Raw genomic sequence first — 20,655 nt, forward strand, 5'->3', positions numbered from 1 at the left:
AGTGGGATGAACATGGGCAAGGTGACGGGTTTTCTCGAGATCGACCGGCAGACGCAGAAATACCAGCCGGCCTCCGACCGCATCCGGCATTTCCGCGAGTTCACGCTGCCGATGTCCGAGGAGGAGGTCGGCAAGCAGGCGGCGCGCTGCATGGACTGCGGCATCCCCTATTGCCACGGCCCGACCGGCTGTCCGGTGCACAACCAGATCCCGGACTGGAATGACCTCGTCTATTCCGGCGACTGGGAAGGAGCGATCCGCAACCTCCACTCGACGAACAATTTTCCCGAGTTCACCGGGCGCATCTGCCCCGCGCCCTGCGAGGAAGCCTGCACGCTGAACCTTGAGGACGCCCCGGTCACGATCAAGACGATCGAGCAGGCGATCGCCGACAAGGCCTACAAGCTCGGCCTCGTCCGCCCGCAGCCGGCGAGCGCGAAGTCCGGCAAGACGGTCGCGATCATCGGCTCGGGCCCCGCCGGCATGGCGGCGGCGCAGCAACTCGGCCGCGCCGGTCACGACGTGCATGTCTTCGAGCGCGAATCGCGCCCGGGCGGCCTGCTGCGCTATGGCATTCCCGACTTCAAGATGGAGAAGCACTGGATCGACAAGCGCATCGAGCAGATGAAGGGGGAGGGCGTCACCTTCCATTGCGGCGTCGACGTCGGCGCCGGCATGCCGCTGTCCGAGCTACTGGCGTCACACGACGCCGTGCTCTACTGCGGCGGTGCCGAACGGCCGCGCGATGCCGGCATTCCGCACGGCGGCCTCTCCGGCGTCTACGATGCCATGCCCTATCTCGTGCAGCAGAACCGCCGCGTCGGCGGCGAGGCGATCGACAGCGTCGGCTGGAGCTCGCAGGAGATCTGGGCCGGCGGCAAGCATGTCGTGGTCGTCGGCGGCGGCGATACGGCGTCCGATTGCGTCGGCACCGCTTTCCGCCAGGGAGCCGTGAAGGTCACGCAGCTCGACATCCGGCCGCAGCCGCCGAAGACCGAGAACAAGCTCGAGGTCTGGCCCTATTGGGCGACGAAGATGCGCACCTCCTCCAGCCAGGCCGAAGGCGCGATCCGCGAGTTCCAGGTGGCGACGCTCGAATTCACCGGCGAGGACGGGCATCTGATCGGCGTGAAATGCGCCGAGGTCGATGCCGCCCGCAAGCCCATTGCGGGCAGCGAGTTCGTGATCAAGGCCGATCTCGCCTTCATCGCCATCGGTTTTGCCGGGCCGATGGAGCGGGGTCTGATGGCGGAACTCGGGACAAGCCTTGCGACCACGAAGGACCGTCGCGGCAATGTCGCCGTCACGGCAGACGAGACGTCCTACCGCACCTCGGTGGACAAGCTCTATGCCGCAGGCGACGTGCGCCGCGGCCAGTCGCTGGTGGTCTGGGCGATCCGCGAGGGTCGGCAGGCGGCGCGGGCGATCGATCTCGACCTGATGGGCGCAACGACCCTGCCGAGCTGACGGCGCTACCGTGCCGGTCCGCCGGCCGGCGCCGCCGGCGCAGTCGGCTGGGTGATTGCCGGCGCGACCGCGCTCGCCGCGCCGGCGACGGTGGGTTCCCTGGGGCCAGCCTCCGGCACGGCATCGGGCTGCGCCGAGGGCGCGCTGTCCTTGCCCTTGGCCCAATCCTCGATGATCGCATCGGCGAGAGTCGGCATGGGCGATAGCGGCACGAGGGGCTTCGGCCCCATCACCGAACCGAGGTCGACCGAGCCGCGAAAGAGCACGGGATCGGCTGTCTTGATGGGTGCCACGGCCGGACTTTTCGGATTCCAGGCGAAATCGTCGGCTCGTCCGGGTGTCTTGGCGCCGGGCAGCCCCGCGGTCACAAGCCGGTCACGCGGCGAGGCGACGGTGGCACGGTCCGCCGTGGGAACGCCACCGAGGAGCACGTCCCCACCGTCGAGCGAGGGATCCGTCAGGGCGAGGAGGGGCGCGGACGTCGCGGTCGCCGGATTGGCGACCGCGACGGGGCGTGACGGTGCCTCGGACACGGCCGGGGCCGAACCATCGGTTCCGAGAATGCGCTGGACCGGATTCTCGGCGAAGAAGGCGAGTTTGTCGCGGCCGGCATCGGTCATGGTGATCCCGTCCTCGTTGCGCAGGCGCGCTTGCTGCCCGGCAATGTCGGGACCGGAATAGCTGAACGCGCCATCGGCATCGACGAAACCGTCCCAGATGTCGACGAACTCGCCACTGACGGACGTCGCCGCCTTGCGATAGACCTCGTTCAGAAAAGCCATGTCCGCCGTCATGTTGTTCAACCGGAAAGCCGGCATGCCGACCCAGAGCAGCGGGACCTCCTTCGAACCGACTGCCGACGCGAGCGCCAGGGCGCGCTGTTCGTAGCTCGCTGCCCATTCCGGCGACCGCACGGCCAGTGTCATGCTGCCGCTCTCGATCGGCTGGCGATCGTTGGATCCCAGCATGACCACGACCATGGCCGGCTTTTCCTTGTCGATCAGCGAGGGCAGGCTTCCCGGCCAGTCGTAGTGATCGGCGCGCACGAGCCCGGAGGAGCCCTTGCTGGCGTCGATGACCTTGAGATCCGGCCTTTTCGCCAGGGCCTTTTCGAGGCCGGCGGCCAGCGTTCCCGCCAGGAAGTCACCGACGACGAGGACGGAGCGCGCCGTCTCGCTTTTCGCGACGACCGCGGGCGCGGCGGCCGGAGCGGAAGCGGTGGTCCGCGCTTTAGTCTTGCCGGACTTGCGTGTGCTGGTGGACTTCTGCCGCCGTGGTGCGGGCTCGCGGCGGATGCGGCGGGGCGGCGGTTCCGCACGCTGGGGTTGCCGGACCGCCGGACCGCCGAACAGCATGTCGAGAATGCTGCGCGGCCGCTCCTGCGCACGAACTTCGCCGACGCCGGGCAGGCCGGTGACGATGACCGCCACGGCCAGAAGCACGATCGTGACCGACCGCGCCAAAGCGCGCAGCCAGATCGTCTCTTCGTGGCGTGGCGTCATCCCGTCTATTTCCTGCGCATGATATCGAGCAGCGCCTTCGAGGCATTGCCGTCGGCATCGACCCCGACGCTGCGCTGATACGACATGATCGCGCCCTTCGACCCGGAGCCGATCTTGCCGTCGATCTTGCCGTCATAGAGGCCATGCCGCGTCAGATGCTCCTGGAGCTCGGCACGCTCCACCATCGAGAGCGGGACATAGCCGCGCGGCCAGTCCTGTACCAGCGGACCGGTGCCGCCGATCTGGTCGCCGAGATGGCCGACGGCGAGCGCGTACTTGTCGGCGTTGTTGTAGGCCTTGAGGACGAAGAAGTTCTTGGTCATCAGGAAGGCGGGACCATTGGGCCCTGCCGGCATCATCAGATTGGCGCGTTCCGAACCGGACGGGAAATCCCTGCCATTGGCGCGGCGCACGCCGAGCTTGGCCCACTCCGCTATGGTCTTCGAACCCTTCAGGCTGGCGAGCTTGGCGGGCGCGGCGACCTCGTAACCCCAGGTCTTGCCGGTCTGCCAGCCATTCTTGCGCAAGAGGTTGGCGGCCGTGGCCAGGGCGTCCGGAACCGCTGTCCAGATGTCGGCATGGCCGTTGCCGTCCATGTCGGCGGCATAGGCGAGGTAGCTCGTCGGGATGAACTGGGTGTGGCCCATGGCGCCGGCCCAGGAGCCGGTCAGCCCCTTGATGGAAACGTCACCCTTCTGGACGATCTTCAGCGCGGCGATCAGCTGGGACCGGGCGAACTTCGCGCGTTTCTTGTCGAGATAGGCAAGCGTTGCCAACGACCGCGGCAGCGGCTTCACGACGTCCTCGCGGGAAAGGATCCTGCCGTAGTTCGTCTCCATGGACCAGATGGCGAGAAGGATGTCGCGGTCGACGCCGAAGCGCTTTTCGATCCGGTCAAGCCACGGCTTCAGCTGCACCCGCTGCGCCTGGCCCTCGGCGACGCTCTCCTCGTTGACGCGGTTGTCGAGATAGTCCCAGACCGTGTCGCGGAATTCCGGCTGGAAGCGCGCCTTGTCGATCACCACCGGGTCGGGTTCGTCGACGCCGGCGAAGGCGGCACGGTAGACCTGCCGGCTGACGCCGCTCTTGACGGCCGTCGCCTCGAACTCCTCGATCCAGCGGCGAAAGCCCGCATCGGCAGCGGCCGAGGGGATCGAGCCGAGGCCAAGCACGGCGGCCAAAGCGAGGCCGGCGAGACGGGCGAAGGGGGGCTTGGTCGCTGCGGTCATGATAAACTCCGTGATCGGGCGTGTCTGGTCGGTCGGCGCCTTCGCGCTCACCGGCGATCCGGCGCGGGCGCCTTCGGCTACCACCTCGAGCCCCGTGCCTCGGCCATCATAGAAGCAGGTCGTTAAGGGATGCTTTACCACGAAAAATACGCGCCCCGGGGAGTTTGGGTTTGTCGTTTACCTCTCTGCCGCTATTTCACGGCAAAAGCACGGCATACCCCGTGCTTGCGCGGCAAGGTTGGCCGCTGCCGCACGGATTTCCTGCGGTCAAAAGACGTCATCAACGCCGACAGGCGTAGGAGTTCTTCAATGCGCAAAATCCGCAAGGCAGTTTTTCCGGTGGCGGGTCTCGGCACCCGTTTTCTGCCGGCCACGAAGTCGATCCCCAAGGAGATGCTGACGGTCGTCGACCGGCCGGTGATCCAGTATGTCGTCGACGAGGCGCGGCAGGCCGGCATCGAGCACCTGATCTTCGTCACCGGCCGCAACAAGGGCGTCATCGAGGACTATTTCGACATCCAGGTCGAGCTCGTCGGCACGCTGACCGAGCGCGGCAAGCAGGCCGAACTGGATCTGCTGGAGTCGCTGCAGCCGCGCCCGGGCGCTTCGAGCTTCACCCGCCAGCAGGCGCCGCTCGGCCTTGGCCATGCCGTCTGGTGCGCCCGCGAACTGGTCGGATCCGAGCCTTTCGCGCTGCTTCTTCCGGATATGATCATGCAGGCCGAGCGCGGCTGCCTCGCACGGATGGTCGAGCTCTACGAGGAGACCGGCGGCAACGTCATCTCGGTCGAAGAGTGCCAGCCGTCCGAGACCAACAAGTATGGCATCGTCGGCCGTGGCCCGGACGTCGGCACCGGCTTTCGGGTCGAGGGCATGGTCGAGAAGCCGGCCCCGGCCGACGCGCCGTCGAACTTCTACATCTCGGGCCGCTACATCCTGCAGCCGGAGATCTTCGACATCCTGGCCACACAGGAGAAGGGCGCCGGCAACGAGATCCAGCTCACCGACGGCATGCTGAAGCTGGCGCAGATGCAGGACTTCTTCGGCTATCACTTCACGGGGCGGACCTTCGACTGCGGCTCGAAGGAGGGCTTCATCGAAGCCAACGTCGCCTTCGCCCTGTGGCGGTCCGATATCCGCGACAAGGTCATGGGCAATCTGCAGGAACTCCTCGACACCGTCGAGCCGGCAGGACGGCATAGGGCCGCGGAATAGCTGTCCTGTCGTCCGGATCGGTCAGCGCTGCAGGCGCAGGCCGATCCGGACGGACTGGGCCGTGTAGTCGCCGCCTGGCTGGCGACTGTCCAATTCTTCGTGGCGGACGAGGCCGGTGAAGGCGAGCGTCCGGTTCATCCAATAGGTGAACCCGGCCTCGGCCGCGTAGCTCGTCTCGACTTCGCTGTCGATCTCGCTGTCGCGGTAGGCGGCCGAGAGCGTCGACGTCAGGTCGGCGCGGTGCGTCAGACGGTGGCGCAGCGCCAGCGAACTTTCGTAGAGCGTCGAATTACCGGTGCTGTCCGTATCCGGATCGAAGCTGGTCGCCGCGGTGAGGACGACGTCCGTTCCGCGCTGCGGCGACCAGGCGAGCCTGGCGTCGAAAGTCGGCGATCCGTCGGTCGGCACGGCCTCGTCGTCGGGGACGTTCCAAGCATAGCCGGTCGCGACTTCGCCCAGGAACTTTTCTCCCAGATCGAAGGCGAGGCCGGCCCGGAGCGAAGGGATGGCGGAATTGCGCTCGCGGCCGTCGGCGGTGCGATCCTCGTCGAAGATGCGATAGCCGAGCCCGCTCTCGACGAAGGGCTTCAGCGCCGGGGAAATCTCGTAGCCCGTGCGCAGCGCCGCCGTCACCGTCGTATAGCTCTCGTCGGGTGCGGTGATGCCCTCTGCCTGCGTCTTGGTCTGCCGGATGACCGACGTGTCGATGCCGGCCGTGATCCGGCCGAACTGGCGCTCGAGGTCGGCGCCGGCCGAATAGGTGAGGATGTCCGGCCGCTCGCTGATCGAATCACCGGCATCGAGGTCGATCGGGTCTTCCTGGCGATACTCGATGGCACCGCGCAGAGTCGCCGTCGTCAGTTTGTCGATGTCCAGGCGGTAACGCCCGTCAAGCGACAGACGCGGCTCGGATTCGAGTTCGCCGGCGAAGTTGCGGCGATAGGAGGCGAGGGCATTCAGCTCGGCCTCGTTCTCGGACCAGTCCGACAGGAGCCGCGCCGAGGCGGTCGTCTCGCTGAACACGCCGCTCTCGCCGCCCGGGCTAAGCGACAGATTGGTGGAGGCACCGATGCCCTGATCCAGCGTGGAGTACAGAACGAAGGTGCCCGCGCGGATGCCGACGGGCGCAAACGGGTCGTCTTCCGCAATCGGGATGGTGCCGCGCAGCGGAGTGATGGCGAGGTTCTGCCGGCCGAGAATCGTATCGCCGCGCGACGACCGCACGGCCGTGGCCGCCTGGGCGAGGTCGGCGGCGGGAAGCCCGCCGGCACGCGCTGCCAGCAGGGGGTCGAGGGGACGCCCATCGGCGTCCCGCAGGGGCGCTGTCCGGTCGGTGCGGCCAGCCGTCGTCGATCCGGCACGGGTGTTGTCGGCCGCATTGGCCGCAGCTGGCGCGGCAGCACGGTTCAGCGGGCCGCTGGCCTGCTCGGCCGGATCGAACAGATTGAATCGCGGCCTCCGCGGTGCTGTCGTCGCCGGGTCCTCGTCGCCGGGAAGTGTCTCGTCATCGTCGGGTCGGTCGGCCCTGTCCTCCGATCCACGGCTGAAGGGCTCGTACTGCTGATCGCCGCCGCCGTCGGCGAGCGGTGCCTCGGTCGGTACTTGCCTCAGACGCAGGTCGCTTGGAGCGTCGTCGCCACCGCTCGGCCTGAGGTCTGGTCCACGCAGTGTCGGCCGCGCGTCGGTGGCCTGCGCCATGGCGGACTCAGCGCGCAGGACCGAGCAGCCGGTCAGAAGCGCGACCATTCCAAGCCGGCCTACCAGCCGCCACGCCTTGCTGTGCTCGTCGATCACTGCCCCACCGGCCGTTCGCAAATTGCAGACTTATTGCCGATTGGTAAACGCGAATGGTTAACCGAACCTTAACCGCCCTTCGCTGGCCGGGCGACGGACGGGCGTCCGTCGATGGGCGCTCTATGCTCCCGGCGGGTCCAGCGGCTCGACCATGAGCACCGCGCCGCGTGCTCCGGTGATTCTGACTCGGGCGTTCTGGGGAAGGTCTGGCCCTTCGACGATCCACCAGCCGTCCTCGATGGCGACCTTGCCGCGATGGCCGACGATCGCTTCCGACAGGGTCGCGGTCGTGCCGACCAACCTGTCGGCCCGGTTGCTCTGGCCGAGCGGCTCTGCCCGGACCGTCTTGGCGCCGTACCACCGCCGGCCGACGAGGACAGCCGCCAGCGACACGACGACGAAGGCGATGACCTGCTGCTGCCAGCCGAAACTGTCGCCGAGGAGCAGCGCATTCGTGCCGACGACGAGAGCCGCGAGGCCGGGAAACAGGAGATAGACTCCGGGAACGACGATTTCGAGGACGAGAAGCGCCATTCCGGCAATCCACCAGCCATAGGCGCCGACGTCCGCGAGCACCGCGCTCATTCGCCGGAATTCTCGCGGGGTGGCACACCCCGCGACGGCGCCATGAAGCCCGTTCCGCCGCCGGCGGCGCCTTGTGTGTTCGGAACACGCGTCCGGGAAGCCGCCGATGCTGCAGACCCCGCACCGGTCGCGTCCGGGAAGGAGGCGCGGGCGAGTTCCGCGATCCCGCCGATCGAGCCGATCAGCGAGGCCGCCTCGAGCGGCATCAGGATCACGCGCTGATTGTTGGCCGAGGCGAGCTTGCCGAGCGCCTCGGTGTATTTCTGCGCCACGAAGTAGTTCAGCGCCTGGACGCTTCCGGCAGCGATCGCCTCGGAGACGACCCGCGTTGCCGTTGCCTCCGCCTCGGCGAGGCGCTCGCGGGCCTCGGCCTCGCGGAACGCGGCTTCACGCAGGCCCTCGGCCTGGAGGATCTGCGCCTGCTTGTCGCCCTCGGCGCGCAGGATCTTGGCGTTTCGCTGGCCCTCTGCCTCCAGTACCTCGGCCCGCTTCTCGCGCTCGGCCTTCATCTGCCGGGCCATGGAGTCGACCAGATCGCGCGGCGGGTTGATGTCCTTGATCTCGATCCGGGTAATCTTGATGCCCCAGGAATTGGCTGCCTGGTCGGCGACGCGCAGGATCTTCTCCGAGATCGCGTCGCGGTTCGACAGCAGATCGTCGAGATCCATTGAACCCATGACGGAGCGCAGATTGGTCATCACGAGGTTCAGGATGGCGTTTTCGAGCCCGCTGACCTCGTAAGCGGCGGCGGCGGCGTCCAGCACCTGGTAGAAGGCGACGCCGTCGGCGGCGACCGACGCATTGTCGCGGGTGATGACTTCCTGCGTCGGAATGTCGAGCACCTGCTCCATCATGTTCAGCTTGCGACCGATGCGCTCGACGAAGGGGATGAGGATGTTGAGGCCGGGCGTCAGCGTGCGGGTGTAGCGGCCAAAACTCTCCACCGTCCAGGCGTAACCCTGCGGCACGGTCTTCACCATCGCGAGGAGAACGATGAGGCCGAAGACGAGGAGGGCGATGACGAGAATGCCGAAGCCGGTCATCGCACCGGTCCCAATCGCGAAATGATCATGCGTCTCTCCCTTTGTCGCGCCATTTGTCCATTAGGCGCACCAGCCCCGTCGCGACGCAAGATGCCGAGGAACCGATCACCCGGCGGCGTCGATCCGGTGCGCGTCACTCTTCGGGCACGGGCCGGGGCCGGGCGATCCAGACGCCGAAGAGGATGAGCAAGCCGCCGATCACCTGCAGGGGCACGAGTGCCTCGCCTGCGAAGAGCCAGCCGAACAGGGCCGCGGCGACGGCCTCGACGAAGATGACGAGCGAGGAGAAGGAGGCCGACAATACGCCGAGCGCGATGGTCAAAAGGCCCTGTCCGCCGGCATGGCTGATGACGCCGAGCGCGAGCAGGTTCGTGGCCCCGCTGGCGCTGTCGGGCGCGAACCCGCCGCCGGCGATCATCGCTGCCGCCAGGAGAATGATCGCCGTGACGAGGGTCGACAGAAAAGTCGTCGGCCCCGCGCCGAGATCCTTGCGGGCCGTGCGTATGGTCAGGAAATAAATCCCAAAGAAGAAGGAGGTGAGGACGCCATAGAGGTCGCCGAGCCATTGGCCCGAGCCGGCCGAATGCAGAATCAGGAGCGCGGCGCCGGGAACGCAGATGCACAGCCCGATTACCGTGTGCCGCGATACCGCCTCGCCGATGGTGAGACGCGACAGGAGTGCGACCCAGAGCGGCGCGAGGCAGGCCAGAAAGGTGGCATTGGCGATCGTCGTGTGCGCGATGGCGAGATGCCAGAAGATGAGGTCGCCGGAAAAGAACAGGCCGGAAAGAAGGATCGGCGGACGGCGCAGGCCCGCCCACAGCGGCTCGACGGCGGTCTTGCGTCCCGCCCGCGCCCAGACGAGGAGCAGCGGCAGGGCCAGCGCGACGCGCCAGAAGGCACTGGCGAACGAGCTGACCTCGGAGTTCCGCACGAAGACCGGCGAAATCCCCATCGCCATCGCGCCGAGAACGAGGAGAGCCAGCGCCGCGGCGACGGACAGGCCGACGGCCGCGGCAGGCGGGGCAGGGGAGCGGACGGTCATGGCAGGCTCGTCATATTCGGGGCGGCATGTGGCACGGGCCCGGATAGGCGGCGACTGTCTGCCGAAGTCAACCCGCCCGGCCTGCGACGGCACGCATCCGGCCGGAGAGCACGGACTTTGCTTGAACCGGCGGACGCTTCACATGATATGAGACCGGGAACGACGCTTGAGGAGACGCATGCCATGGCCGACAACGAACAGGCGCAGATCGAGTTCGAGGCGGCGGCCTTTCGCCGGTTGCGCGATCACCTGCGCGAGCGCAGCGACGTGCAGAACATCGACCTGATGAATCTGGCAGGCTTCTGCCGCAATTGCCTGTCGAACTGGTATGCGGAGGCTGCCGCGGCAGCCGGTGCTCCGATCGGCAAGGAAGCGGCACGAGAGATCGTCTACGGCATGCCCTACGACGCGTGGCGCGCGCGCCACCAGCGCGATGCCTCGCCGGAGGCCGCCGCCTCCTTTGCCGCCCGCACCCAGGCGGAATAGCGTCCCACAGCAAACATCGCGGTGGATGTTGCGCTGCGACGCATTCAAACCGCGGCGTCTTTCTGCTAGGTGGCGCGTTCGAGACGTCGACTCGCCTGTTCACCGGATCCGGATGCGCGCATCGACGGGGTGGCCATGGCTGCCGAACGATATCCAGCAGTCGAAGCGGTCGCGGAAACGTTCCTGCCCGCGACAAAGCTTTAGAGGAATGCGCGATGAGCGAAGCCCAACCCGCTGCCGACACGAATGTCGCCGCCGATGAACTGCGTGCCTTCATCGAGAGGATCGAGCGGCTCGAAGAGGAAAAGAAGACGATCAGCGACGATGTGAAGGACGTGTACGGCGAGGCCAAATCGCGCGGCTACGACACCAAGGTCCTGCGCAAGATCGTGTCGATCCGCAAGCAGGATCAGAACGAGCGGCAGGAGCAGGACGCGATCCTCGAACTGTACATGCAGGCGCTCGGCATGGCCTGAGCCGGGAATGCCGGTCTTGGAGCGAAGGTTCGGACACGAACTTTCGACATCGTCAGTCTGCCGGTCGGCCTGATCGACAGGCGCATGCTGGAGAAGTCGCGCCGAGGCCCGAGGGTTGACGTTGGCAGGCAGTTGATCGAGGCCACGGGCCCGCTGAGCAATGCGACCCCCGCGAAACGCCTGTCGCCCTTGCCGGCAGATCTTCGGCCGACCTCAGGGTAGTGAGGCAGCCATTTGCGGCCTGGCCCGGCCGCAAAGTTCCCGTCACGGCGCGCGACGTCTCGATGCCTGCGCTGTCACGGGCCGCCCGCCGCATGGCGAGTGGCCGGATGGCAAGCCGGCAGCGGCGTGCCATTCAGACGTCAGGCGGCGGCGCGACCGGCCGTGCGGCGACGCTTGTGACCGAGACCCATCTGTTTGGCCAGACGCGACCGGGCGGCGGCGTAGTTCGGCGCGACCATCGGATAGTCGCCCGCCAGGTCCCATTTCTCCCGATACTCTTCGGGCGAGAGGGAGTAGTGGGTCATCAGGTGGCGCTTCAGCGACTTGAACTTCTTGCCGTCCTCCAGGCAGATGATGTAGTCGTCCGTCACAGATTTCTTGATCGGAACGGCCGGTTTCGGCTTTTCGGCCTCGGGCTCCGCCAACTTGGTCTTGGTATTGCCCAATGCGCCGTACACGTCCGCGATCAGGGCAGGCAAGTCGCCTACGGGGAGAGAGTTGTTGCTGACATAGGCGGCGACGACCTCAGCCGTCATCTCCATCAGCATTTCATTGCTGTCCATCGTCTCGAATTCGTCCATAGCCTCACCCAATCGTGTGGTCGATTTGTCCATGGGGTGATGTCCCCCTATGCTTGCCGGCCGGACGGCTATGGCGAAAAACTCTGTAGTCCGTCGCAACCGTCTGACACCGACATGCCGTTGTTAGTCTTGTATTGATATTGTGTTACTTAATGTCAAGGCACAATTATGCATCGGCAAGCTGTGAACAGACGACTTCCTTCGATACAAACTGCAAGAATTCGGCGGAGCGACTGCATCAAAGGGGTTTCCGGCAAAGTGCGCAGTGATTCGACATGATTTGCTGACGAAATTTAGGATTAAACTTTGTTCAGCAAATGAACTTTACGCGCCAGGCGCGTCGCCTGATGGCCGACACTGGACTCACCTTTCGGCGGCGCATCGGTGATTCGGGCCAGCAAGAATTGCGTACTCGACCGCCATGCGGCGTAGCCGGTGGTCGAGTCGGCGCCTGAGCGTGTGAAACGAGCGACGCTTGAGGGGATTATTCGACCAGATCACGCACAGGGAGAAGCGGCACCAATGCCAATCGCCCGGCCATCCGGACTGCCGACCTTGCGCTGGCGGATGGCCGGGGCGTGGACGATTCGCAATCAGCGGCGTGAGCGATGGAGCCGGGCGGGGTCGGCGGGGAAGCGGGCGACACTCAGGAAAGGCGGGGGCCGTTCCGTGCCTGGCCTCATCGCCATACGGCCGACGGCACAACCCACTTTGTATCGATGTTCGCCACTCCGGCATTCCGCCGAGAGGACCAGCCCTACGGCTGATCCCGCCCCGCCCGGAACCGGGCGGCAGCTGCATTGTCAGGGATCAGCGAAACTTCGCCACCGGCAGGAAGTTCACGGCCGAGCCGACGAACTGTTTGTCGTCCTTTGCCAGCGGCTTGGATGTGAAGCCGGCGGTGAAGACCGACGTCGGGACGTCGCGCACGAGAACGTCGGCATTGGGCTTGCGCGTCACGGCAACCGCCGCCCGCGTCGCCGGGTCGGCGACGATGGACGCCACCTCGATGCGGGACTGGATGCTGACGGCGGCGAGCTTCGGCCGGGCGGCTGCCTCAGGCTGACTTGCGGCCCGGGCGAGGCGGGAGAAGCGACCGGTCTTTCCGGCCGGCACTTCCAGCCGGGCGATGGCCGCGGCTGCCGGCGAAGGCCTGGGGGTCTCGAAGGCCGCCAGAAGCAGGGGCGAGATCGCCTTGTCATCGGCGGCATCGGTCTTGGCCACCGGCTTCGGCTTCTGCGCCATCGCCGCACGCATGGCGGTGGACGATTCGACGATGCGCTTGACGGCATCGAGGCTGGCGACCTTGACGGGCTCCGCGGCGGCCTCGGCAGCGGGCTTGGACGATGCAACCGACAAGGGAGCGGGGGTCGCCCCCTTCAGGATGCTGTCGAAGCGGGGCCTCTCGCGGGGTGTCGGGACCGCATAGGCGAGCTGCGACGGCGCGCCGGCCACGACCCCTGGGGTAACCGGCGTGTCTTCCAACTCGGCGACAAGCGTCGAGATCTCATCGGCAGCAGAGGCTTCGGCAGGGGCGGCAGCCACAAGCGAGGTCGGCCGCTCGCGGCCCGGCGCCGAATGCGGCAGCGGGATGCGGGACATGTCGAGCGCTGCGACCTCGGTCGCCGGCGCCTCTGTGGCGGGAACGGGCGCCTTGCCGACTTCCGCCGGCGGCGTCGGGGCATTGGTGTCGAAGGTATCGCGCATCGGCAGAGGAACGCCGGCGGCGAGAAGATTCGGACGGCTGCTTGGGACCATCGCGGCGACCGCGATTTCGGCAGCTGGCGTCGGCCGGGCCGGCGGCGCGACCGCACGGGCGGGCTGCGCGGCCGGACGCTCGACCTTGCGGGTCGCCGGCGTGTTCTGCGCGACCTCGGCGTCGGCGATATCGTCTTCCTCGTCAGCCCCGCCGCCGAAGAGAGCGGCGAAAAGGGTCTTGCCTCCGCCGCTGTTCTGCGTGGATGCGCTGGCATTGGCGACCTGGATCGCGCTGGAACCCTTGCGGGCCTTGTAGGAGGCGAGGGCGGCCGCGTAGCCTGGAAGCGGCTTGCCGTCGGTCGGCACGTGCACGGTGTTGCCATTCGGGAAGACGGCGGCGAGTTCCCGGCGGCTCATGCGCGGCCAGTGGCGGGCATTGCCGACGTCGAAATGCACAAAGGGCGAACCGGAGCGCGGATAATAGCCGACGCCGCCGACCTGCATCTTCAGGCCGATCTCGCGCATCTTCTTCAGCGGCACGTCGGGGATGAAGAAATCGAGGGCGCGGCCGGCGGTGTGCTGGCTTTCCTTGGCGACGCCCGAGGAACGCGAGCGCAGCATGCTGTTCGTCGCTGGCGAGCGATAGCCACAGATGACATTGATGTAGTCGCGCGAGCCGGACTGGCGATAGGCCTCCCAGATCAGGTCGAGAAGCCGCGTGTCCATATTGGTTGGCTTGGCCTTGCGCCAGTCGCGCAGGAACCAGTTGATCTTCTTCAGTCCCTCGGCGCTGTAGCGCCCGTTGACCTTGTAGGGGATCGACGCCTTTTCCTTGGTGTGGAGATTATAGAACTTCAACGTCCGGGTTTCAGCCCGTGTCGACACCGAGCCGGCAGCGAGCATGAGCGCGCAAAGGGCGGCGGTCGAGGCTACGCGAACTGCCGCGCGGCCGACAACGTCGGTCATTCCCCACATATGAAACCCGTCCCCTCAAAAGTCGACATCGCCTGCGATCCCTCAGACCCGGTGCCTGATCGCGCAGGATAATCAGCAATCGTCTCTTCAGCCGAGACTGCGGCGTGAAGATGACGCATATCGCATTTGACTCCAATTTCAAAAGAAAAGGGTTAACGGAATGTATCGCCGGGCAAAGTATCGACTGCCTGGCGCAAGGTTCGGGCGTTGCCGAACCTTGCAGGGCCGGCATGACGCGCTGTCGCCACATTCTCGCGCTGCCGAAAGAGGCGCCCGCCGCAGCGCATCGAGCAAGACCACGGACGCCGTGTCGGCATGATTGCGGAAACTGCCATGCTTATCGGTCGATTTGGTCGACACGTGCATGTCCGACACATACATGCACGTGAACCGACGCCGCCATTCGCCATGGCCTTTTCCCGTTCAACCAGGAATTTGGCCCGTACGACCAGGAATATGGATGACCGATATCTTCGCCAATCTCCCGCGCTCCGCCATCGCTTCGGCTGCATCCGGCAGCGACAGCCTGCCCGAGTGGGATCTCGACGATCTCTACAAAGGCATGGATGCGCCGGAGATCGAAGCCGATCTCCTCAAGGGGGCCGCCATGGCAACTGCGTTTCAGGCGCGCTGGCGCGGGATCCTTGCCGAGGAGGCGAACCAGCCCGGCGGCGGGGGGATCGCCGATGCCCTGAAGGCGCTGGAGGCGCTGGAAGAGATTCTCGGCCGGCTGGTCTCCTACGCCGGGCTGATCTATTCCGGCGATACCTCCGATCCCGCGCGCGCCAAGTTCTACGGCGACATCCAGTCGGAGATCACCGACATCTCGTCGAAACTCCTGTTCTTTCCGCTGGAGATGAACCGCCTGCCGGACGACGCGCTCGACGCGGCGATGGCCGCCAATCCGGCGCTGGCGCACTACCGCCCGTGGATCGTCGACCTGCGCAAGGACAAGCCCTTCCAGCTCGAAGACAGGGTCGAGGAACTTTTCCACGACAAGTCGGTGACCGGCCACGGGGCCTGGAACCGCCTGTTCGACGAGACGATGACGGCGCTGCGATTCGACGTCGACGGCGAGGACCTGGCGCTGGAGGAGACGCTGAACCTCCTGCAGGACGAGAGCCGCGACCGCCGCAAGGCAGCGGCCCTGGCACTGGCCAAGGTGTTCGGCGAGAATCTCAGGATTTTCACCCTCATCACCAACACGCTCGCCAAGGACAAGGAGATCTCCGATCGCTGGCGCGGCTTCAAGGATGTCGCCGAGAGCCGGCATCTGGCCAACCGGGTCGAGCCGGCGGTCGTCGATGCACTGGAGAGTGCCGTCGTCGCCAGCTATCCCGCCATCTCGCATCGCTACTACGCCCTGAAGGCGAAGTGGCTCGGCCTCCCGCAGCTGGAATACTGGGACCGCAACGCGCCGCTTCCGGACGGCGCACGCCGCAACATTTCCTGGGACGAGGCTCGCGAGACGGTGCTCGCCGCCTATTCCGGCTTCTCGCCCGACATGGCCGCCATCGCCGGAAAATTCTTCGATCGGCACTGGATCGATGCGGCGACCCGGCCCGGCAAGTCACCGGGCGCCTTCGCCCATCCGACGGTCCCCTCGGTCCACCCCTATGTCCTGCTGAATTACCTCGGCAAGCCGCGCGACGTGATGACCCTGGCGCACGAGCTGGGTCACGGCGTCCATCAGGTGCTGGCCGGCCCCCAGGGAGCCCTGATGGCGCCGACGCCGCTGACGCTGGCCGAAACCGCCTCCGTCTTCGGCGAGATGCTGACCTTCCGCTCCCTCCTCGACGGAGCGAAGACGCCACTGGAGCGAAAGACACTGCTCGCCTCCAAGGTCGAGGACATGATCAACACCGTTGTGCGCCAGATCGCCTTCTATCGCTTCGAGCGCGAATTGCATCAGGAGCGGCGCAAAGGCGAGCTGACCTCGGACCGGATCGGCGAGATCTGGGTGGCGGTGCAGAAGGAGAGCCTCGGGCCGTCGATCCATCTGGATGCCGGCTACGAGACCTTCTGGACCTATGTCCCGCACTTCATCCATTCGCCGTTCTACGTCTACGCCTATGCCTTCGGCGACTGTCTCGTGAACTCGCTCTACGCGGTCTACCAGAACTCCGAGGACGGCTTTCAGGAGAAATACTTCGCCATGCTGAAAGCCGGTGGAACGAGGCATCATTCCGAGCTTCTCGCACCCTTCGGCCTCGACGCCTCCGACCCGTCCTTCTGGTCGCGCGGACTCGCCGTCATCTCCGGATTCATCGACGAGTTGGAGACGCTCGGCGGCTGAAGGGCCCGATCCCTGCGGTCTTTCTGACGGCGCACCGAGCATCGTTGCCACAAACGTCGGCCGCGATAAGCTCAACCGGGTCACCGCGCTCTCGTTGCGTGCGGCCGAAAAAACATGTCAAAGGAAACACGCCGATAGGAAAGGCCACGCCCTGCATTAAATGCTGAGGCACCGCCGCGCGTCTTTCCTTTGGCTCCGATATGCTCTAGCCGCAGGCGAGCAGACACGGTGCGACCTTGAGGGCCGCACCGCTCTTCGAAAGGATTAGCCGCCATGGCGAATGATAAGCATCCGATCCACGGCAGCATCACCGGGCCGATCGTCATGATCGGCTTCGGGTCGATCGGTCGCGGAACGCTGCCGCTGATCGAGCGCCATTTTCACCACGACACGTCGCGCTTCACCGTCATCGACCCCCGCGACGACGATCGCAAGCTGCTCGACGACCGCGGCATCGCTTTCGTCCACCGGAAGCTGACGCGCAAGAATTACGAGGAGATCCTGACGCCGCTGCTTACCAAGGGCGAGGGGCAGGGTTTCTGCGTCAACCTTTCGATCGACACCGGCTCGCTCGACATCATGAGGCTCTGCCGCGAACTCGGCGTGCTCTATATCGACACCGTCATCGAGCCGTGGCTTGGCTTCTACTTCGACGACACGATCTCCAATGCCGAACGCACCAATTATGCGCTGCGCGAGACCTTGAAGAAGGAACAGCGCAAGAGCCCTGGCGGCACCACGGCCGTCTCCTGCTGCGGCGCCAATCCGGGCATGGTCTCCTGGTTCGTCAAGCAGGCGCTCCTCGATGTCGCCGCCGAGATCGGCAGCGACATCGAGGAGCCAGCCTACAACGACCGCGAGGGCTGGGCGAAGCTCATGAAGAAGGTCGGCGTGAAGGGGATCCATATCGCCGAGCGCGACACCCAGCGTGCCAAACGGCCAAAGCCGATCAACATGTTCTGGAACACCTGGTCTGTCGAGGGACTGATCTCGGAAGGCATGCAGCCGGCGGAGCTCGGCTGGGGCACGCACGAAAAGTGGATGCCGAAGAACGCCAAGACGCACAAGAAGGGCCATGGCGCCGGAATCTTCCTGGAGCAGCCTGGCGGCAACACCCGGGTTCGCAGCTGGTGCCCAACCCCAGGGCCGCAGTATGGCTTCCTCGTCACCCACAACGAGGCGATCTCGATATCGGACTATTTCACCGTCCGCGACAAGCATGACGAGGTCACCTACCGACCGACGTGCCATTATGCCTACCACCCCTGCAACGACGCGGTGCTGTCGCTGCACGAGCTCTTCGGCGCGGCGGGCCGGATCCAGCCGGCGCAGCACATCCTCACCGAGGACGAACTCGTCGACGGCATCGACGAACTCGGCGTGCTTCTCTTCGGCCACGCCAAGAACGCCTACTGGTACGGCTCGCAGCTCTCGCTGGCCGAGGCGCGCAAGCTCGCGCCCTATCAGAACGCGACCGGGATGCAGGTCACGTCGGCGGTTCTCGCCGGCATGGTGTGGGCGCTGGAGAATCCGCAGGCCGGCATCGTCGAGGCCGACGAGATGGACTACAAGCGGTGCCTCGAAGTCCAGCGACCCTATCTCGGACCCGTGCGCGGCTACTATACCGACTGGACGCCGCTGACCGATCGCCCCGGGCTCTTCCCCGAACATCTGGACGAGAGCGATCCCTGGCAGTTCAAGAATATTCTGGTTCGCTGACTTCAGGGTAAGGCACGAAAAACAAATGGTTTCTATCAGTTGGGACATCTGGTCATTTCGGCCGCCCGCTGTAGGATGATTCTTGGCGAACGTTGTGGTTGGGGGGGCATGGATGACCGACATCCATGACGATGCGGATGTGAGACGCGAAATTGTCAAGGACGTCATGGATGCCGTGATGTCCGGCAAGGTCGCCAGCATCGCGCGCCATCTCGCGCCGAGTGCCGTCTTTTCCAGCCGCAGCAATGCGGGGATCATCGATGCGCCATGGTTCGGCCGCATGGAGGGTGAGTTCCGGCTGACGGGCGAGGAGGAGGCGAAGGCCTTTCTCGGCGAGATGCTCCGGCGCGCCAGCTATATCTCCTACGAGGAGCGCGGCATCATCGTCGAGGACGACCAGGCCGCCTGCCTCTGCGACTGGACGCGCCGCGACGAACGCAACGGCTCGCTCGTCACCGGCACGACCATGTACTGGTTCGTCTTCAACAGCAGCCTGCAGATCCGCTCGATCGAGACGATCGGTTCGATTCACTCCGTCATTCCCGCGTTCAATCCCGAGCCGGCTGTCTGACGCGATCCGCCCGTCCGCCTGCCAGACCCGCTGGCGATGACAGCCCGTCCAATGTCTTGTAAACCTCATTCCATCGTCCTCCGGAGTTCCACCATGCGCCGCGCCCCGTTGATCGCCGTCATGTCCGCCCTCGTGATGCTGGGCGCCTGCCAGTCGCAGGGCGTGCGAAATGCCAGTCTTGCCCCCGCGCCGGTCCGGCCGCAGGGGATCGAGGGCAGTTGGGCGTCGGTCGGCGGCCCGGTCGCCTACAACGCCAATTTTTCCGGCGGCAATTTCACCTCGGCCGAGGCCGGCACGGGTGCCTTGCTGGCCTCGGGAAGCTACCGGTCGATCGGCCCCGGCCAGGTGACCATCGATTACACGTCGAAGCTGCGGGGCACGCGGGTCGCGGCGAACTGCAACCAGGTCGACGTCGATCGGCTGGCCTGCGCGTCCTCGAACGGCAGCCGGTTCGAGTTTACCCGCCGCGGTTGACGGCAAGACAGGCCGGCGCAGCGGGGCAGGGCTCCAGGCGCCGGCTGCGTGCGAAGATCGGTCGCGTACCGTTTCATCGAAGGCGCCGCTAGGGTCGCGCCGAAGTCGGTCGGCCTCTGGGGCGCGACGCACTGCATGATCGGGAAATCGCACGAATGAATGCTCACACGCTTGATACTGGACGCTCCATCGGTCCGCTGCCGGTCGGCCATCCTCCCGTCATGCCGAAGAAGGTCGGGGTGCTCCTCGTCAATCTCGGCACGCCGGATGGCACGACCTATCGGCCGATGCGGCGCTACCTCAAGGAGTTCCTGTCCGACAAGCGTGTCATCGAATGGCCGCGCCTGCTCTGGTATCCGATCCTTTACGGTATCGTCCTCAACACAAGGCCGACGAAATCGGGCAAGGCCTATGCCTCGATCTGGAACGAGGAGCTGAACGAGTCGCCGCTGCGCACCTTCACGCGGGCCCAGGGCGAGAAGCTCGCCATCCGCATGGCCGGCAGCACGACCGTCGTCGTCGACTGGGCCATGCGCTACGGCCAGCCCTCGATCGCCGAGCGTACCGATGCGTTGATGGCCGAGGGCTGCGAGCGCATTCTCGTCTATCCGCTCTACCCCCAGTACTCCGCCTCGACCACGGCGACCGTCAACGACAAGTTCTTCGAGCACATGATGACCAAGCGCTGGATGCCGGCGGTGCGCACGGTTCCGGCCTATCACGACGATCCGGTCTATATCGACGCGCTCGCCCGCTCGATCGAGAAGCACCTGGCGACGCTCGACTTCGAGCCCGAACGCGTGATCACCACCTATCACGGCATCCCGCAGAGCTATTTCCGCAAGGGGGATCCGTACCACTGCCACTGCCAGAAGACCTCGCGCCTGCTGGAGCAGCGCCTCGGCTGGCCGAAGGGCCGGCTGATGACGACCTTCCAGTCGCGGTTCGGACCTGAGGAATGGCTGCAGCCCTACACCGACAAGACGGTCGAGGCGCTGGCCAAGGAAGGCATCAAGAGCATCGCCATCCTCAATCCCGGTTTCGTTTCCGACTGCCTGGAGACGCTGGAAGAGATCGCGGTGGAAGCGGGCGAGATCTTTCTCCACAATGGCGGCGAGAAATTCAGCCACATCCCCTGTCTCAACGACAGCGAGGAAGGCATGGACGTGATCGAGTCGATGGTCCGGCGGGAACTTCTCGGCTGGGTCGGGTGAGCCGGTCGGAGCCGTGGCACCAGTAAGACTTCCGGCGGTCACGTCGTTGACAGGGTCGGATGC

At 65.8% G+C, this 20,655-nt stretch carries 17 protein-coding genes; 9 read left to right on the forward strand and 8 right to left on the reverse strand.

Annotated features, from left to right (window positions below):
* Positions 1-12 precede the first annotated feature (12 nt).
* Entirely contained in the window at positions 13-1,467 is a 1,455-nt protein-coding gene (locus Sa4125_RS05210; protein WP_224004418.1) for a glutamate synthase subunit beta, read from the forward strand.
* A gap of 5 nt (positions 1,468-1,472) precedes the next feature.
* On the opposite strand, the gene Sa4125_RS05215 is transcribed toward Sa4125_RS05210, so the two are convergent.
* Positions 1,473-2,969: an SGNH family hydrolase gene (locus tag Sa4125_RS05215; RefSeq protein ID WP_224004420.1), complete on the reverse strand. Its 1,497-nt coding sequence runs from the start codon at positions 2,967-2,969 to the stop codon at positions 1,473-1,475.
* Positions 2,970-2,974: 5 nt separating this feature from the next.
* Positions 2,975-4,198: a lytic murein transglycosylase gene (locus Sa4125_RS05220; protein ID WP_224004422.1), complete on the reverse strand. Its 1,224-nt coding sequence runs from the start codon at positions 4,196-4,198 to the stop codon at positions 2,975-2,977.
* Positions 4,199-4,507: 309 nt separating this feature from the next.
* On the opposite strand from Sa4125_RS05220, the gene galU reads away from it, so the two are divergent.
* Positions 4,508-5,413 (forward strand): UTP--glucose-1-phosphate uridylyltransferase GalU, encoded by a 906-nt coding sequence (galU, locus tag Sa4125_RS05225; protein WP_224004424.1) that lies wholly within the window; start codon positions 4,508-4,510, stop codon positions 5,411-5,413.
* 21 nt (positions 5,414-5,434) lie between these two features.
* On the opposite strand, the gene Sa4125_RS05230 is transcribed toward galU, so the two are convergent.
* The 4 genes from Sa4125_RS05230 to Sa4125_RS05245 all read right to left on the reverse strand — a co-directional run bounded on the left by Sa4125_RS05230 (position 5,435) and on the right by Sa4125_RS05245 (position 9,880).
* Complete coding sequence (locus Sa4125_RS05230; RefSeq protein WP_224004426.1) at positions 5,435-7,207, reverse strand: outer membrane beta-barrel protein; 1,773 nt, start codon at positions 7,205-7,207, stop codon at positions 5,435-5,437.
* A 120-nt stretch (positions 7,208-7,327) separates the two neighbouring features.
* On the reverse strand, positions 7,328-7,792 hold the full coding sequence (locus tag Sa4125_RS05235) for an NfeD family protein (protein WP_224004428.1): 465 nt from the start codon (positions 7,790-7,792) through the stop codon (positions 7,328-7,330).
* Positions 7,789-8,835 carry an SPFH domain-containing protein gene (locus Sa4125_RS05240; RefSeq protein WP_224004431.1) on the reverse strand — a complete coding sequence of 349 codons (1,047 nt, stop codon included), beginning with the start codon at positions 8,833-8,835 and terminating at the stop codon, positions 7,789-7,791. The genes Sa4125_RS05235 and Sa4125_RS05240 overlap by 4 nt, the downstream gene beginning before the upstream one ends.
* A 133-nt stretch (positions 8,836-8,968) precedes the next feature.
* Positions 8,969-9,880 (reverse strand): DMT family transporter, encoded by a 912-nt coding sequence (locus Sa4125_RS05245; RefSeq protein ID WP_224004433.1) that lies wholly within the window; start codon positions 9,878-9,880, stop codon positions 8,969-8,971.
* Positions 9,881-10,063: 183 nt separating this feature from the next.
* On the opposite strand from Sa4125_RS05245, the gene Sa4125_RS05250 reads away from it, so the two are divergent.
* Together Sa4125_RS05250 and Sa4125_RS05255 are read left to right on the forward strand one after the other, a co-directional pair.
* Positions 10,064-10,366: a DUF1244 domain-containing protein gene (locus tag Sa4125_RS05250; protein WP_224004435.1), complete on the forward strand. Its 303-nt coding sequence runs from the start codon at positions 10,064-10,066 to the stop codon at positions 10,364-10,366.
* A 215-nt stretch (positions 10,367-10,581) separates the two neighbouring features.
* A complete protein-coding gene (locus tag Sa4125_RS05255) occupies positions 10,582-10,842 on the forward strand; it encodes a DUF2312 domain-containing protein (protein ID WP_224004438.1) in 261 nt (86 codons plus the stop codon).
* Between the two features lie 362 nt (positions 10,843-11,204).
* On the opposite strand, the gene Sa4125_RS05260 is transcribed toward Sa4125_RS05255, so the two are convergent.
* Positions 11,205-11,645, reverse strand: coding sequence for a MucR family transcriptional regulator (locus Sa4125_RS05260; protein ID WP_224007546.1), 441 nt, complete (start codon positions 11,643-11,645; stop codon positions 11,205-11,207).
* Between the two features lie 810 nt (positions 11,646-12,455).
* Entirely contained in the window at positions 12,456-14,309 is a 1,854-nt protein-coding gene (locus Sa4125_RS05265; RefSeq protein ID WP_224004441.1) for a DUF882 domain-containing protein, read from the reverse strand.
* A gap of 469 nt (positions 14,310-14,778) precedes the next feature.
* On the opposite strand from Sa4125_RS05265, the gene Sa4125_RS05270 reads away from it, so the two are divergent.
* The 5 genes from Sa4125_RS05270 (at position 14,779) to hemH (ending at position 20,592) form a co-directional block, all read left to right on the forward strand.
* Positions 14,779-16,614 (forward strand): M3 family oligoendopeptidase, encoded by a 1,836-nt coding sequence (locus Sa4125_RS05270; protein ID WP_224004444.1) that lies wholly within the window; start codon positions 14,779-14,781, stop codon positions 16,612-16,614.
* Between the two features lie 273 nt (positions 16,615-16,887).
* Entirely contained in the window at positions 16,888-18,333 is a 1,446-nt protein-coding gene (locus Sa4125_RS05275) for a homospermidine synthase (RefSeq protein ID WP_224004447.1), read from the forward strand.
* A 112-nt stretch (positions 18,334-18,445) separates the two neighbouring features.
* A complete protein-coding gene (locus Sa4125_RS05280; RefSeq protein WP_224004450.1) occupies positions 18,446-18,904 on the forward strand; it encodes a nuclear transport factor 2 family protein in 459 nt (152 codons plus the stop codon).
* Between the two features lie 93 nt (positions 18,905-18,997).
* Positions 18,998-19,378 (forward strand): hypothetical protein, encoded by a 381-nt coding sequence (locus Sa4125_RS05285; RefSeq protein ID WP_224004453.1) that lies wholly within the window; start codon positions 18,998-19,000, stop codon positions 19,376-19,378.
* A gap of 155 nt (positions 19,379-19,533) precedes the next feature.
* Positions 19,534-20,592, forward strand: coding sequence for a ferrochelatase (gene hemH / locus Sa4125_RS05290; protein WP_224004456.1), 1,059 nt, complete (start codon positions 19,534-19,536; stop codon positions 20,590-20,592).
* Positions 20,593-20,655 lie beyond the last annotated feature (63 nt).

It is taken from the genome of Aureimonas sp. SA4125, from assembly GCF_019973775.1.
Taxonomy (GTDB): Bacteria; Pseudomonadota; Alphaproteobacteria; order Rhizobiales; family Rhizobiaceae; genus Plantimonas.